The 14,987-nt window shown below is 66.6% G+C and carries 10 protein-coding genes; 4 read left to right on the plus strand and 6 right to left on the minus strand.

Going from position 1 to position 14,987, the window contains the following annotated elements; all coding sequences use genetic code 11:
• Positions 1-59: 59 nt before the first annotated feature.
• The 4 genes from EOA23_RS04365 to nagA are packed head-to-tail and all read left to right on the plus strand — an operon-like array spanning position 60 to position 3,902.
• The gene (locus tag EOA23_RS04365) at positions 60-941 is read left to right on the plus strand and encodes an N-acetylglucosamine kinase (protein ID WP_127302995.1); all 882 of its coding nucleotides are present in this window, start codon (positions 60-62) and stop codon (positions 939-941) included.
• Positions 938-1,717 (plus strand): GntR family transcriptional regulator, encoded by a 780-nt coding sequence (locus EOA23_RS04370; protein ID WP_127302996.1) that lies wholly within the window; start codon positions 938-940, stop codon positions 1,715-1,717. Before EOA23_RS04365 ends, EOA23_RS04370 begins: the two co-directional genes overlap by 4 nt.
• Positions 1,714-2,745, plus strand: coding sequence for an SIS domain-containing protein (locus EOA23_RS04375; protein WP_127302997.1), 1,032 nt, complete (start codon positions 1,714-1,716; stop codon positions 2,743-2,745). The genes EOA23_RS04370 and EOA23_RS04375 overlap by 4 nt, the downstream gene beginning before the upstream one ends.
• Positions 2,742-3,902, plus strand: a complete 1,161-nt coding sequence (nagA, locus tag EOA23_RS04380; RefSeq protein ID WP_127302998.1) for an N-acetylglucosamine-6-phosphate deacetylase — start codon at positions 2,742-2,744, stop codon at positions 3,900-3,902. Before EOA23_RS04375 ends, nagA begins: the two co-directional genes overlap by 4 nt.
• Before the next feature lie 277 nt (positions 3,903-4,179).
• On the opposite strand, the gene EOA23_RS04385 is transcribed toward nagA, so the two are convergent.
• The 6 genes from EOA23_RS04385 to EOA23_RS04410 form a co-directional block, all read right to left on the minus strand.
• On the minus strand, positions 4,180-5,706 hold the full coding sequence (locus EOA23_RS04385) for a malonyl-CoA synthase (protein WP_127302999.1): 1,527 nt from the start codon (positions 5,704-5,706) through the stop codon (positions 4,180-4,182).
• Positions 5,707-5,812: 106 nt separating this feature from the next.
• On the minus strand, positions 5,813-6,550 hold the full coding sequence (locus EOA23_RS04390) for a GntR family transcriptional regulator (RefSeq protein WP_127303000.1): 738 nt from the start codon (positions 6,548-6,550) through the stop codon (positions 5,813-5,815).
• A 262-nt stretch (positions 6,551-6,812) separates the two neighbouring features.
• Positions 6,813-7,490: a ribulose-phosphate 3-epimerase gene (gene rpe, locus EOA23_RS04395; protein WP_127303001.1), complete on the minus strand. Its 678-nt coding sequence runs from the start codon at positions 7,488-7,490 to the stop codon at positions 6,813-6,815.
• Between the two features lie 189 nt (positions 7,491-7,679).
• Positions 7,680-11,540 carry a DUF11 domain-containing protein gene (locus EOA23_RS04400; protein ID WP_127303002.1) on the minus strand — a complete coding sequence of 1,287 codons (3,861 nt, stop codon included), beginning with the start codon at positions 11,538-11,540 and terminating at the stop codon, positions 7,680-7,682.
• Complete coding sequence (locus EOA23_RS04405) at positions 11,537-13,513, minus strand: hypothetical protein (RefSeq protein ID WP_127303003.1); 1,977 nt, start codon at positions 13,511-13,513, stop codon at positions 11,537-11,539. The genes EOA23_RS04400 and EOA23_RS04405 overlap by 4 nt, the downstream gene beginning before the upstream one ends.
• A 356-nt stretch (positions 13,514-13,869) precedes the next feature.
• Positions 13,870-14,811 (minus strand): alpha/beta hydrolase, encoded by a 942-nt coding sequence (locus tag EOA23_RS04410; RefSeq protein ID WP_126063185.1) that lies wholly within the window; start codon positions 14,809-14,811, stop codon positions 13,870-13,872.
• Positions 14,812-14,987 lie beyond the last annotated feature (176 nt).

The following is a 14,987-nucleotide window of genomic DNA, read 5'->3' on the forward strand; positions in this document are numbered from 1 at the left end:
AAATTAACTCTTGGCTATTGGTATTTTATTGGTATTATCCGGCCCCGAGGAGAAATCGCGTGAAATTCGTGCTTGGCATTGATGGCGGCGGCACCAGCTGCAGGGCGGCCCTTGCGACCGTTGACGGCGCCGTCGTCGGTCGCGCCAGGAGCGGCGCCGCCAACATCCGCACCGACCTCACCGGCGCCCGTGCCAACATCGTCGAAGCGGCCAGGCAGGCTTTCCTCGCCGCCGGCGCGGATCCGGATTTGATCCCGCAAACCCCGGCCATTCTCGGGTTGGCCGGCGCCAATGTCGGCACCTACCGGCAGCAGCTCGAAGCAATCCTGCCCTTCAGCCGAAGCCGCGTCGAAACCGATGCCGAGATCGCGCTCGAGGGGGCGGTCGGCTCCGGTGACGGCGCCATGGCCATCCTTGGCACAGGCACCGCCTATATGGCGCGCAAAGAGGGCAAGTCCCGCGCCATCGGCGGCTGGGGCTTCCAGGTCGGCGACCAGGGCAGCGGCGCCCGCATCGGCCGCGACCTGCTGGAGCAGACGCTGCTTGCCTATGACGGCATCCGTCCGGGCTCCCCCTTGACCGACGCTATGCTGGCCGTCTTCCGCAACAATCCCGAGGACGTGGTCGAATTCACCACCAACGCCAAGCCCGGCGATTTCGGCGGCTTCGCGCCGAAGGTTTTCGAGCACGCCGAAAAGGGCGACCTCGTCGCCAACTTCATCCTCGCCAAGGCGGTGGCCGATGTCGAGGCTTCGCTCGGCGCGCTCGATCTTGCCGACGACGCGCCGCTTTGCCTGCTCGGCGGGCTGGCGCCGCTTTACGCGCCGCGCCTGTCGGCGCGCTACCAGGCGCTGCTGAAAGCGCCGCTCGACGATGCGCTGGGTGGCGCCGTGCAGATGGCCGTGCGCCTCTTCGCGGGTGGCTCGGGGGCCGCCCGATGAGCGCCGCCGACCAGATCTTCGCCATGCTGAAAGAATCCTCGCAGAGTGGCGCGCCGCTTTATCTGCAACTGCGGAAAAGCATCGAGGAAGCGGTCAATCGTGGCCTGATCGGCCCGGGCGACGCGTTGCCGTCCGAGCGCGACATCGCCAGCAAGGCTGATATCTCGCGTGTCACCGTGCGCAAGGCGGTGCAGGATCTGGTCAAGGGCGGCATCCTCGTCCAGCGCCACGGCTCGGGCACCTTCGTCGCGCCCCGCATGGAGCGCGTCGAGCAGTCGCTGTCGCGGCTCACCTCCTTCACCGAGGACATGGCGCGCCGCGGCATGACTGTGCGTTCGGTCTGGCTCGACCGCGGCCTCTATGCGCCGTCGCCGGAGGAGATGATGGTGCTTGGCCTGTCCTCGACCGAGCTGGTGGCGCGCGTCGCGCGCCTGCGCATCGCCAACGACACGCCGCTGGCGATCGAGCGCGCGTCGCTCTCGGCCAGCGTCCTGCCCGATCCCGAAGCGGTCGGCTCCTCGCTTTATGCGGCGCTCGGCATGACCGGCAATCGCCCGGTGCGCGCCGTGCAGCGCATCTCGGCCACCAATCTCGGCGATGCCGACGCGCGCCTCCTGGAAGTGCCGCCGGGGGTTGCCGGCTTGCAGATCGAGCGCATTTCCTATCTGGCGAGCGGCAAGGTGATCGAGTTCACCCGCTCGGTCTATAGGGGCGACGCCTATGATTTCGTCGCGGAACTCCGGCTGACCGGGCCGGGAGAGGAGATCCGGCCATGAGCGCCACCACCACCCATATGCGGCGCGAGATCGACGAGATCCCCGAAGCCGCCGCCCGCCTTCTCGACGGCTCGGCTTCGGTTTTGGCCGAGGCTGGACGCGGCCTGCGCGAGCGCGACCCGCAATTCGTCGTCACCGTGGCGCGCGGCTCATCCGATCATGCCGCGACCTTCATGAAATATGCCGTCGAGCTGACAGCCGGCCTTGCGGTCGCCTCCGTCGGGCCGTCGATCGCCTCCATATACGGCGCAAAGCTCAGGCTGCGCGGCTCCGCCTGCCTGGCGGTCTCGCAGTCGGGCAAGAGCCCGGACATCGTCGCCATGGCCGAAACGGCGCGGACAGGCGGCGCGCTCACCGTCGCCATCACCAACACCGCCGACTCGCCGCTCGCGCGGGCATCCGATTACGCCATCGATATCCTTGCCGGGCCGGAACGCTCCGTCGCGGCCACCAAGACCTTCGTCAATTCGGCCGTCGCCGGCCTGGCGCTGATGGCGCACGCGACCGATGACAAGCCGTTGCTGAAGGCGCTCGCCGGCCTGCCGGCTCATTTCGAAAAGGCGATCGGCTGCGACTGGATGGCGCTCGCCGGCGCCTTGGAGGACCCGCAGTCGCTGTTCATCCTCGGTCGTGGCCCCTCCTTCGCCATCGCCAGCGAAGCGGCGCTGAAGTTCAAGGAAACCTGCGCCATGCATGCCGAGGCCTACAGCGCGGCGGAAGTCATGCATGGGCCGCTGGCACTGGTCGGGCCGGGTTTCCCGGTTCTGGCGCTTGCCGCGCGAGACGCATCCGAACCCTCGGTCGCCGAGGCGGCCGATGGCCTGACGGCCAAGGGCGCCGCCGCCTTCATCACCTCCGACAGGGCCAAGGCCGCGAGGCTTCTGCCGCATGTCGCCACTGGCCATCCGCTGACCGATCCGCTGCCGCTGATCGTGTCCTTCTACGGCTTCGTCGAGGCCTTCGCGCGCCATCGCGGCCTCGATCCCGATACGCCGCGCAACCTGCGCAAGGTGACGGAAACCATATGAGCGACCGTTTCGCACTCACCGGCGCTCGCATCTTCGATGGCGCCGACTGGCATGACAACGCGGCCCTTGTCGTCAAGGGCGACATGGTCGAGGCCATTCTGCCCGCCGGCGCCATTCCGTCCGGCGTTCCGGCGGTTGAGACCGGCGGCGGCCTGCTGGTGCCGGGTTTCGTCGACATCCAGGTGAATGGTGGCGGCGGCGTCATGCTCAACGACCATCCCGATGTCGCCTCGATCGAGACCATCTGCCGGGCGCACGCGCCTTTCGGCACCACGGCGCTGCTGGTGACGCTGATCACCGACACGCCGGCGATCACCGCCGCCGCCATCGCTGCGGGCGGCGAGGCGGCCCGGGAAAAGGTGCCGGGCTTCCTAGGCCTGCATCTGGAAGGTCCGCATCTTTGCCTGGCCCGCAAGGGCGCGCATGATCCGGCGCTGATCCGGCCGATGACCGACGCTGACCAGGCCGCGCTGATCGCCGCGCGCCAGGATCTGCCGGTGCTGCTCACCACGATCGCGCCGGAATCGGTCGAGCCGGCTCGTGTCACCGCGCTGGCCAAGGCCGGCGTTATCGTGAGCCTCGGCCATAGCGACACAAATTACGCGACGGCCAGAGCCTATGCCGCCGCCGGCGCCACGGTGGTCACGCATCTGTTCAATGCCATGAGCCAGATCGGCAACCGCGAGCCGGGCCTGGCCGGTGCTGCGATCGACACCGGCGGCCTATACGCCGGCATCATCGCCGACGGTATCCATGTCCACCCGGCAACGATGATCCTTGCGCTGCGCGGCAAGCAGGGGCCGGGCAAGATCGTGCTCGTCACCGACGCCATGGCGACGATCGGCACCGACATGACGTCGTTCACCCTCAACGGCCGCACCATCTACCGCAAGGACGGCAGCCTGAGGCTCGTCGACGGCACGCTGGCCGGCGCCGACCTCGACATGATCTCCGCCGTCCGCTTCGTCCATCGCGTCATCGGGCTCGATCTCGATGAGGCCTTGCGCATGGCCTCGCTTTATCCCGCCGAGGCAATCGGCCAGGCGCATAGGCTCGGGCGATTCGCCAACGGGACAGCTGCCGACATTGTTGGGCTGTCCGAGAACCTGGACGTGACGAATGTCTGGATCGGCGGCGAGAAGGTGTTTGGAGCGTAGGCCTTTCGATCCCATCGTCATTCGGGAAACCCTCGCAAACGTCCGCGATTGGCCGAAGCCTTCTTTAGCGCGTCGTCATCCTCGGGCTTGACCCGAGGATCCATTCCGTGACCTGTGACAGAGTGCAACGGTGCAGAATTCTGCAATGTTAGCAGCGCGGTAGCGTCACGGCATGGATCCTAGGGTCTGCGTGCGTCGCTTCGCTCCTTGCTCCGCCCTAGGATGACCACCTGATAACCGTCTCGGCTAATCTCCGAGGTTCGCCGCTCGATAATTGTTAGCCGGCTTTGGCTGTCGCATAAATATCCTTATACATCTCGCGCAGCACGTTCTTCTGCACCTTGCCCATCGTGTTGCGCGGCAGTTCGTCGACGAAGATCACCTGCTTCGGGTGCTTGTATTTCGCCAGCCGTCCGGCGATGGCGCCGGCAATGTCGGCGGCGCTGATCGTGGATCCCGGCTTGCGCACCACCACAGCCGTGACGCCCTCGCCGAAATCCGGATGCGCGACGCCGATCACCGCGCTTTCACTGATGCCATCAAGCGCGTCGATCTCGCTCTCGATTTCCTTCGGATAGACATTGTAGCCGCCCGAGATGATCAGGTCCTTGCCGCGTCCGACGATGTGGACATAGCCGTCGGCGTCGATCAGGCCGAGGTCGCCGGTGATGAAGAAGCCGTCGTCGCGGAACTCGGCCTTGGTCTTCTCGGGCATGCGCCAATAGCCGGCAAAGACGTTCGGCCCCTTGACCTCGATCATGCCGATCTCGCCTTGGGCCCGCGGCCTGGCCGTCTCGGGATCGGTGATACGCAGCGAGACGCCGGGCAAGGGGAAGCCGACCGTGCCGGCGCGCCGCTCGCCGTCATAGGGGTTGGAGGTATTCATGTTGGTCTCGGTCATGCCGTAGCGCTCGAGGATGGCGTGGCCGGTGCGCTCGCGCCAGGCCTTGTGCGTCTCGGCGAGCAGCGGCGCCGAGCCGGAGATGAACACCCGGATCGTCTTTGCAGCCTCGCGCGTCAGCCCCTCCTGCTGCAACAGCCGCACATAGAAGGTCGGCACGCCCATCAAGGCCGTCGCGCGCGGCATCAGCGACAGGATGCGCGCCGGGTCGAATTTCTGCTCGAACAACATTGTCGCACCGGCCATCAGGATGACGTTGGTGGCGACGAACAGGCCGTGCGTGTGGAAGATCGGCAGCGCGTGGATCAGCACATCGTCGGCGCCGAAGCGCCACTGCTCGACCAGCACGCGGGCGTTGGACGCAAGATTCTCGTGGCTGAGCATGGCGCCCTTGGAGCGGCCGGTCGTGCCGGAGGTGTAGAGGATGGCGGCGAGATCGTCCGGCCCGCGCGCGACGTCGCTGAACTCCGTCGCCTGCCGCGAAGCCTGGCTGGCCAGCGTTCCCTGACCGTCGCGGCCAAGCGTCAGCACCGTGGCGCCGATCGACGCGGCAAGCGGTTCGACGCCGGCAAGACGGTCCGGATCGCACACGATCAGCCTCGGCTCGGCGTCGCGGAAGAAATAGTCGAGCTCAGGCAGCGTGTAGGCTGTGTTGAGCGGCAGGAAGACCGCACCGACGCGCAGACATGCGAGATAGAGCAGCGCCGCTTCCGGGCTCTTCTCGACCTGGACCGCGACGCGGTCGCCCGGCTCGACGCCCGCCTGCGCCAGCGCATGCGCCAGCTGCGCCGACTTTGCCAGCATGTCGCCATAGCTGATCGAACGGCCGTCATCCGTCTCCATCAGCAGCCGGTCTGGAGCCGGCATGCGGGAACGGAAGGCGTCGAACAGATGGTTGGTCATGCAGGGTTCCTCAGGCGCGGCCGCCGAATGGCACATGCGTCGCGCTCGCTGAGCGAATAGCAGATTTGGCCGCCGGAGCAAAAAAGACCGTGGCGGTTTTCCGTCGCTATCTGCGGCGCGCCTTGGCGACGCCAGCCCTCGGATCATAGCCCTGGGCGAAGCGTTCCATGCACATCGCGGCAGTGAGGCGGTAGTGGTTGAAAAGCGCCTCGACCGCGCCGTCGGCGTCGCCATCCAGCGCGCGCTCGGCGATGATGCGATGTTCGCCGAGATCGTCGCGGCCCATGCCCGGCCCGTTTTGCGAGATCAGCCGGTAGCGCGATGCCTGGTCGGAAAGCTGTTCGCAGAAGCCGATCAGCCAGTGCGAGCGGCAAGCCGCGATCAGCGCCCGATGAAAGGCGCGATGCAGCTTCTCCCATTCCGGATCGTTGGTCGAGGGATCCTCCGGCAGGCGACGCTCGGCGCGGGCCAGGCGGTGGAGGGCCAGCACCAGCTGTTCTTCCCATTCGGCCGTGCGGTGCGCAATGGATTCGCGCAGCGCCCGTTCTTCCAGCCAGCAGCGCGTCCGCGTCAGTTCCTCCAGTTCCGCGGCGCTGACCGGCATGAGGAAGAAGCCGCGCTGGTCATGCCGCCCGAGCAGGCCTTCGGCGGCAAGGCGGTTGAGGGCCTCGCGCACCGGTGACGCGCCCGCGCCGTAGCGCGAAACCACCCACTCGACACGCAGCTTGCTCTCGGCCTCCAGCGCGCCGCGCAAAAGATCGTCGCGGAGTTGTTGGTACACTGAACTGGCCAGCGTGCTCTTGGCGCCCTTGCCGTCGCCCGGATCGGCAGTTCCGTGTGTCAAATGAACTCCTATTGCTTGCCCAGTTTTGTCAGGGCCCCTCGGTCAAGCAATTTCCCGTACATGTATCATACAGCCGGGCAAGGGGGGCTCAAGCGGTAGATGATGATATTCGACTTTAAGACAAGGCGGCTGGTCTATTGAATGTGTGAAGTAGAATCTCGACAAAGAAACCGGTATTCCTGCATGGCGCCATATATACTGAACAGTCGTTCAATGAGCGCCTTGTCTCTGCAACTTCCGCGAGAGGCTAGCCGGTTGTATATTAACTGGCAGCCTTGTCGGCAGCGGTCCGAATTGCTTCAATGTTTGCCCTATAGGCTCCGACGCTGCCGCCCTTGAAGACGGCGGCGCCAGCCACCAGAACATTGGCGCCGGCCGCAGTCACCAGCGGCGCCGTCTCGGCCGAGACGCCGCCGTCGATCTCGATATGGATCGGCCGGTTGCCGATCAGCGCCTTCACCCGCCTCACCTTGTCGACGATCGCCGGGATGAAGGCCTGCCCGCCGAACCCCGGATTGACGGTCATGATCAGGATCAGGTCGAGCCGGTCGAGCACATATTCGATCGCCGTCTCCGGCGTCGCCGGGTTCAGCGAAACGCCGGCTTTCTTGCCGAGGCTCCTGATGGTCTGCAGCGAGCGGTCGAGATGCGGCCCGGCTTCGGCATGCACCGTCATGCCGTCGCAGCCGGCCTCGGCGAAAGCCGCCAGGTAAGGATCGGCCGGCGCGATCATCAGATGGCAGTCGAAAAAGGCCTTGGTGCGGTTGCGGATCGCCTTGATCACCGGCGGGCCGAAGGTGATGTTGGGCACGAAATGGCCGTCCATCACGTCGAGATGAATCCAGTCGGCGCCGGCCGCAGCGACGGCCTCGACCTCATCGCCCAGCTTGGAAAAATCCGATGCCAGCACCGAAGGCGCGATCAGGGTCTTCTTGCTCATGGCGCAAACTCTCCTGGCAGTGCTGCGCGCGTCAGTCGCGCCTGTCAGGGCGACTGCCTAGACCATGATCCGGCCAAGGGGAAGCACGTTTTCCAAAGGCGGGTTTGCCCGCCTGCCGTGAGCCCTTCTTCGATGTGGAAAAGAAAACCCGCCGGATCGCTCCGGCGGGTCTGGTCTCCAGCCGCAGGATTACGGCTTGAAGTTCTGGTTGTTGGCGCCGCTCGGGTCCTGAATGATCCGCCGCGGCTGGCGTCGCGGCACCAGTTGCTGCAGCACGTTCGGGTTAAGCAGGATGCCGGGATTGATCTCGATACCTGGCCGCCTGCGGATCGGCGTGCAGTCCGGGTACAGTCCGGTGGTGCCGGCCGGGCAGCGCCGCCGGGTGAAGACCGGCTGGCACTGTCCGTCGATGAACTCCGCACCCGGCGCGCATTCCACCCGCGGCTTGCGGCACGCGCCGTCGCGGATTTCGGTCCCGCGCGGGCAGACGCAGTCGCCCCGCTTGTTGTGGACCTGGCCGCGGATGGTGCACTGCTCCTGGATCGGCTTCGGCCGCTGGCAGGCCTTGCCCCGCACCTCCAGGCCGTCTGGGCAGGCGCAGTTGCCGTTGGCGTCACGCAGCTGGCCGCGGATCGGGCACTGCTTCGACACGACCGGCCGGCAGGCGCCGTCACGCACCTCTGTGCCGCTCGGGCAGACGCAATCGCCATCGGCGTTGCGGGACTGGCCGCGGATGCGGCACTGGGCAGGCGGCTGCCGGTCAGGTACGCAAGCCTTGGCGGCGCGGTCGAGATGCGTCCCGTCCGGACAGGCGCAGCCGTTCGATGTCGGCACTGCGCCACGGATCGCGCATTTCGGCGGGACGACCTGGCAAACGCCGTTCACCAGCTCGCCGCGGCGGCACACGCAGTTGCCGTCCTGGTCGCGGTACTGGCCGGGACGCAGCGTGCACTGCGGCTCTTCCGGTATGTCGCTCCGCACGCATTTGCCGTTCTCCAGATCGGTACCGCGTGGGCAGACGCAGCGTCCGTCCGCCGTCCGGATCTGGCCCTGCAGCAGGACGCAGCGCGGCGGAGGCGGCAGCGGCAGGAGCTTGGTGCCTCCACCGGACGTGCCCCCGCTGCCCGAACACTGGCCATTGCGGAAGGTGGTGCCCTCCGGGCAGACGCAACGGCCGGCCGAGTTCATCACCAGTCCATACAAGCACTGGTTCTTCACCTCGTGCCGGATGGTGAAGGGATGGCACGCATAAGCCTTGCCGCGATCGTCCTGGACGTTGGTCAAGTCGCGCGACAGCACGTCGCCGCCGCCTTGCACCGGCGTGTTCGGAGGAAGCACGCCGACGCAGTTCTGTCCGCTGACCGAACCCTGCAGAGCGGCGAGACGCCCATCCTCGGGAAGGATCACGGTGACGTGGTGGCTGTGGCTTTCGCCGGCGCCCAGCGTCAGATTGGCGATGCAGGATGCCGGCAGCGTCGTCGGCTCCGGCGAGCAGCCGAAAGGCGGATCGATCGAGGTGATCTGAACGCCTTCCAGCCGGCCGAGACCCTCCACGCCGACCGCGTCGCCGATGCGGACCGGACCGGAGAAGGGGTTCGGCCCGTCATTCGTGATGGTGATCTCGAACGAGCAGGGTTGTCCCGGCTGGCATTCGGCATCGCCGGTCTTCTCGACGCGGATGGTGGAAGCGCCGCCGCCCTTCGCGCAAGCCTGGCCGATCGGGTAGACGATGTCGTCGCCCGGCGCCGGCCCGAAGCTGCCGCGCGCGCAGTTCTCGAACGCGCCATTGCCGCTCGCCGTCACGTCGAAGTGCCGGCTGGTACCGGGCGTCATCACGGCGCCGGGGATCTGGCACGACAGCGTGTTTGCAGGCACCGGGCCGCAGGTCCATTCCGCGCCGTCAGGGGTGACGGTCTGGATTTGGACAGGCGCTCCGCCCGACACCAGCGTGGCGGCGTCGTTCACCCGCACCGGACCGGTGGGCGCCGCGGTGCCGGCATTGCTGACGGTGATGCGGCAGGAAACAGCCGCGGCACCGGCCAGCGAACCGCCGCAGGTCTTGGTGATGCCCAGGCCGGGCTGGCCGCCATTCGGAGGGCGGATGCGCTCGGTCGCGCAGGCCCTGTTATTGGCGAGGTCGACCTCGCCGGGAATGCCTTTCACCTCGGCGCAGTTCTCCACCGTGTCCGGCCGGTAGTTTGCCGGCATCACCGCCTTGACGACGATCGGCGTCGAGGCGCCCGGAGGCAGCGCGATACCGGCATTGTCGCAGCGGAACTGTTCAGGCCCGTTCGGTCCGCAAGCCCATGGCGGGCTCGGCCCGAAGGTCGACGAGGTCGGCGCGCCGCCCGGATAGGTGTCGATCACCGTCAGCGGCCCGTTATAGGTGCCGGTGCCGTTGTTGATGATGTCGATCACGAAAGTGCAGACGCCGTCCGGCGTGCAGACCGGGGTGCGGGCGCGCTTCTTCAGGATCAGGTCGACCTTCTTCTCGACCGGCGGATTGCACTGCGGATCGCGATCGCCACGGCGGCAGATCGGGATCGAAGCGCAGCCGCGGTCGTTCTGTTGGCTGCCGAACAGCGGCTTGCCGCTGGCCTGGTAGTCATAGGCGGCGCAGTTGCGCAACGCGCCGCCCTGCCAGCCGCCAGCCGGCTTGAAGCCGAGCTTGAGGTTGACCGAGGTGCCGGGGTTGAGCGTCGTTGCCGGATAGGTGCAGGTCATCGGCGTCGTGCCGGGCACGCAGACCCAGGGCGCATCCGGCCCGGAAGTCAGCACCGAGCCTGCCGGTAACGTCACCTCGTCGAGCACGATCTTGCCGTTATAGGGCGCGTCGCCGACATTGGTGACGGTGATGGTGAAGTCGCAGCCGCCGGCCATCGTGCAGCGCGGCACGTCGGCATGTTTCTCGACCTTGAGGTCCGGCTCCTTGTCCTTCGGCGGGCATCTCAGATCACGCGGGATGACGATGTCGATGACCTGCGTGCAGCAGAGCCCCCAGCCCTCCTTCGGCCCGGCATAGGTCTCGATGCCGGTGACGATGAGGTGGATGGCCTCGCCGGGCGAGGCGCCGATGATCTTCCAGTTCAGCACGCCGCCGCCGACCGGCACCTTCTGCATGTCGGGAACGATGGTGATGCCGGGAGTGGTCGTCGACACCTGCACCCATTTGCCGCCCATCTCGGGTCCGACCGGCATGTGGTAGACGAAGGCGCCGCCGCCGGGCACGCAGTCGACCGTGCCGTGCTCGACCTTGAAGCATTCCTTGCCGGGAGGCGGAGGCGGCGGGTTACATTTGGTCAGGTCGATCCTGATCGAAGTTTTCACGCCAGTGAGGAAATCGCCGTCGTCAGGCTTGTCCGGATCCTGCGAGAGGATGGTCGTTGCCGGTCCGCCCCGCAGCGAGACTTTGATCTCTCCCTGGTTGTCGACGGTCGCCGGCGCGGGAAAGGCCGCGTGGTCTATCTTGGCGGTGATGCGGAAGGTGATGACGCGTTCGTTGGCGGCGCCGACGCCATCGAGGTTGGCAGCGCTGATGCGGAAGTTGGAAACGCCCGCCGTGTCGTTCGGACCGGTCGATGCGCTGATTGAGGCGGCCGGCAGCGGTCCCCCGGAGGCGCTGGTGCCGTCGCCAGCGACATCGACGCTGACGATCTGCAGGCCGTGCGGCAGTTGGTCGCTGAAATCGAGCCTTGTCGCTTTGAGCAAGGCAGCCACGCTTGGCCGGTCGAAGTCCTGCGGGTCGCCATGGATGCCGAAGCTCAGGACATATTCGACCGTATCGCAGCTTCTCTGGCCGCCCTTCTTGGTGAAGAACGGCACGATCCGCGCAAGTTCCGCATTGATGCCGCGTGACGCCGGATTGGCTGCCTGATTGGTCGTGGCCGGAGCCTGGTCCTGGGCGAGCGCCGGCAAGGCCGGCATCATGGCGACCGCGATACCGGCCGCCATCAGCCAGCGCGCGCCGCGCCTGGCATATGACAGGGGTTTCATGATCGTCTCCATGACGGTTTTGCGCGAGGCGAAGTGGGAATGGGCGAGATCGCTCATCTTTCCCTCCTCGGCGCTTCGCAGTCGACGGCTGGCGTTCTGAGCGGCAGCGTCATCTTGCAGCAAGGGTAGTAGCCACCCTTGTCCTGGTCGGACTTGCGGTAGAAGCAGAGCCCGACATTGACGGTATCGCCCGGATCATGGCCGGTGATGTCGACCGTGTAGGGCTTGCCCGGGACATGCGACATGGGGGTCGTCACCCCGACGCCGGGCGTCCTGGACTGCGCCTTGATCGAATCGCCGCCGAAGCCGCCATGGTCATGGAGCGTGAGTTCGGCCCGCAGCGCGCGCGGCGTGCAGTAGTAATGCACGTCCTCGACATCGACGCAGGGCGGCAGGTTGCCGGGCGGCGGGAAGTCGGGCGGGTAGAACGGAGGCAGATAGCCGCCCGGGATTTCCTCATAATAGCCGGCGCGGCCCTCGCAGGGACGCCAGACCCTGACGTCGCCGACATGGCCTTGCACGTCCGGGTCTTCGAAATAGCCGTCGAAATCGACGAACCATGAGCCGAAGGGCGGCACGTTGGCCGGCTTGGCCAGCGCGCTCGGCGTCAGCTGCACGCCATGCACGGCAAGCGGTCCGCCGGCGGCGAGCCGCTCGGCAAGCTCGGGATTGTCGCGCAATTTGTCGCCGGTGTTGACGACCGTGTCGGTGCAGACGGACGTGTCGAGATTGCCCTCGGCGTCATAGCGATATTGCAGGTCGACGCCGCCGGCCGACTGGCGATTGCCCTGCGGGAAGCCGACCGCATATTCCTCTGGAACCTCGACCCAGGCCGATTCCGTCGCCGGATCATCCGGGTCCGCGCGCCAGTAGCGGATCAGCTCGCCTTTGCCGGAGGAGGCGAAGCGGCTGTAATCGTAGCGGTTCTCCACAGGGCCGCGCTGGGCGAGATACATGAAGCCCTTGTTGTCGAAGGCGATGTCGGTGACGGCATAGTCCTGGTCCGCCTTGACCGTCAGCTCCCAGCGCGGATCGCCGGCGAAGCTTCCGTCGCTCGCAATGCCGACCGACCAGATTTCGGCCTTCTCGCCGACGGAATAGTAGAGCCGGCTGCCATGATAGGCGACGGCCCAGACCCGGCGCGCATCCTGCGTGTAGCCCCAGGTCGCGGGGTCTTCGCTATTGAAAGCGGCAGCCTGGATGTCCATTGGAGCGCCGTCATCGGCGACCGGCGCGAGCCCATGCGCCGGGCGCCCGGCGACGCCATGGTCGAAGCTGTCGATCAGATTGCCCTCGATATCGATGCGGTGAATTAGCCCCGTGTCGAGATCCGAAGCGAAGAACTCGCGATGGGTCGGATCGAAGGCGAGGTTGCCGATGCCGGGGCCGCTGTTGGTGTCGATGTCGGCGAATTTCGAGACAGCACCCGTGATGCCGTCGATCTTCCAGATCGTGCCCGGGCCGCCGCCATTTTCGGTGCCGAACTGGCCATCCATGAAGATCGCACCCGCGGCGCCGCGGCGCTGCCGTTCCGGCCTGCCGTCATGGTCGTCGTCCGGCGTGACGATCTCGATGCCGTGCAGCGAGGTCGCGGCCGCATAGAGGTTGGGAACGCCCGACGGCACGCCGTCGCGCACGCCGTCGTCATAGGCGAGGCCGAACACCTCGCCGATCTGCCCGGCCGTCACCTCGAAGGGCGGAGGCGTGAAGACAAGCTGGCCGGAGGCGGGCCCGCCGAGATGCGTAACGTCGAAAACGCGCAAGGATGCACGCGATGTGTCGATGAAGGTCTCGTCGACCGGGTCGACGCCGGGCGGCAGGCCCTGATCGAAATCCGGAATGATGGTGCCCGGAAAACCGGTGACCGCCATCGATCCCGGGTAGATGATCTGGGTTTCCTGGGCATTCGCAGCGCCGCTGAGCCAAAGGCCGGCGGCCAGCGCCAAAGCGAGAATTCCGTTGCTTGTCGCGATTGCACGGCGCAAACGGGCGCCGTGAGAACGCAGGAACGAGCCGCGAACGCCAGACATTGAACTCCCCCCGAAGCCGCTGGGAGAGGCGTCCGCCTCTACCGCGCCAACCAGGGCAAGGCGCGGCATCGCGGCACGTTCTTCCCCGATCGAATTGTCTGTTTTCCTCTTTGCGACGATACGCCGGCTGCCGGGCAGGGTCAACGGAATCAGCCGGAAGCCTAGCGCGTCGACCCCATCCCGAAGGCGGTGATCGCGCCGGACTCCCGTTGTTCCCGGAGACCGCGAAGTCTCTGGGTTTCTTGTCATGGCGGCTTTCCTTTCCGGGCCGCATCATCGCGGCGCCTGGCCGTCAGTCGCCGGCCGGCGGGGAAAGGTTCATGTCAGGATAGCGGAGCGGAAAGCGCTCTCGGATGTCACCAGATCCAGTCGCCGCGCCCGAGCGCCGAAACGGCCTCGACGATGCGGGTGAAGCTGGTCCGCGCCCGGCCCACCATGTGCCGGGCCCTGAGGTATCCGTGCACAAGGCCGGGCTCCTCGAACCAGGTGGCGCGTCCGCCGGCCGCGATGACGCGGTCGCGATAGGCTTCGCCGTCGGACGACAGCGGATCGCATTGGGCGGTGATCAACACGGTCGGCGGCAGGTTGGTGAAATCGGCGTCGGCGAGCGGGTAGAGCGTGATGTCGCCGGTCATGTCGACGCCGCCGGTGCGGACATGCCTGTAGAAGTCGAGGTCGCGCACGGTCAGCATCGGCGCCTCGGCATGCGTAACGTAAGAGCCCTTCGAGTGGTCGCCGCCGAGGCCGGGATAGATCAGCACCTGGCCGGCCGGCTTCTTGGCATGGCCGCGCGTCGCATGCGCAACCGCCGCGCAGAGATTGCCGCCGGCGCTGTCGCCGCAGAGCAGGACTGGGCAGTCATAGGTCTTGGCGGCCCATTCGAAGGCATCCATGGCGTCGTCGAAGGCCGCCGGGTGCAGATGCTCCGGCGCCAGCCGGTAGTCGAGCGAGACCACCTCGAAGCCGGTGCGGGCGCAAAGCTCTGCGCAGACATCGTCATGGCTGTCCAGCCCGCCAAGGATGAAGCCGCCGCCATGGATATAGAGCACCATCGCGGCTCCGTTCGGAACGGCGTTGCGGTAGATGCGGATCGAGATGCTGTTGGTTGGTGCGGCAACGGCAAGCGTCTCCGCCGTCACGCCTTGCGGATAGCCGGCAAAGAACTCCCGGCACATCCGGTCGTAGATCGCGCGCTGCTCTTCGATCGTGTAGTCGATCGTATCAGGCGGATAATAGGAGTTGGTCTTCTCGATGAAGGCCCACGTTTCCGCGTCGATGAGGGTTCTGTAGTCGGTCATGTGAGACGACCAACTTTAGCTGACGGCGCCCAGGCCCCCCTCTCTGTCCTGCCGGACATCTCCCCCTCAAGGGGGGAGATCAGATATCGCGAAGGCTTTCGCCAATCTCCTGCGTCGCAAGAGGGGCGCTGAGCCCGAAACTGCCAATCTCCCCCCTTGAGGGGGAGATGCCCGGC

Origin of the sequence: Mesorhizobium sp. M2A.F.Ca.ET.042.01.1.1, from assembly GCF_003997405.1 — a bacterium.
Lineage (GTDB): Bacteria > Pseudomonadota > Alphaproteobacteria > Rhizobiales > Rhizobiaceae > Mesorhizobium.

What these genes read in the sequence shown, in the direction of transcription:
- EOA23_RS04370 (WP_127302996.1), top strand. Translation starts at nt 938, where the DNA reads ATGAGCGCCGCCGACCAGATCTTCGCCATGCTGAAAGAATCCTCGCAG.
- EOA23_RS04375 (WP_127302997.1), top strand. Translation starts at nt 1,714, where the DNA reads ATGAGCGCCACCACCACCCATATGCGGCGCGAGATCGACGAGATCCCC.
- nagA (WP_127302998.1), top strand. Translation starts at nt 2,742, where the DNA reads ATGAGCGACCGTTTCGCACTCACCGGCGCTCGCATCTTCGATGGCGCC.
- EOA23_RS04385 (WP_127302999.1), bottom strand. Translation starts at nt 5,706, where the DNA reads ATGACCAACCATCTGTTCGACGCCTTCCGTTCCCGCATGCCGGCTCCA.
- rpe (WP_127303001.1), bottom strand. Translation starts at nt 7,490, where the DNA reads ATGAGCAAGAAGACCCTGATCGCGCCTTCGGTGCTGGCATCGGATTTT.
- EOA23_RS04400 (WP_127303002.1), bottom strand. Translation starts at nt 11,540, where the DNA reads ATGAGCGATCTCGCCCATTCCCACTTCGCCTCGCGCAAAACCGTCATG.
- EOA23_RS04405 (WP_127303003.1), bottom strand. Translation starts at nt 13,513, where the DNA reads ATGTCTGGCGTTCGCGGCTCGTTCCTGCGTTCTCACGGCGCCCGTTTG.
- EOA23_RS04410 (WP_126063185.1), bottom strand. Translation starts at nt 14,811, where the DNA reads ATGACCGACTACAGAACCCTCATCGACGCGGAAACGTGGGCCTTCATC.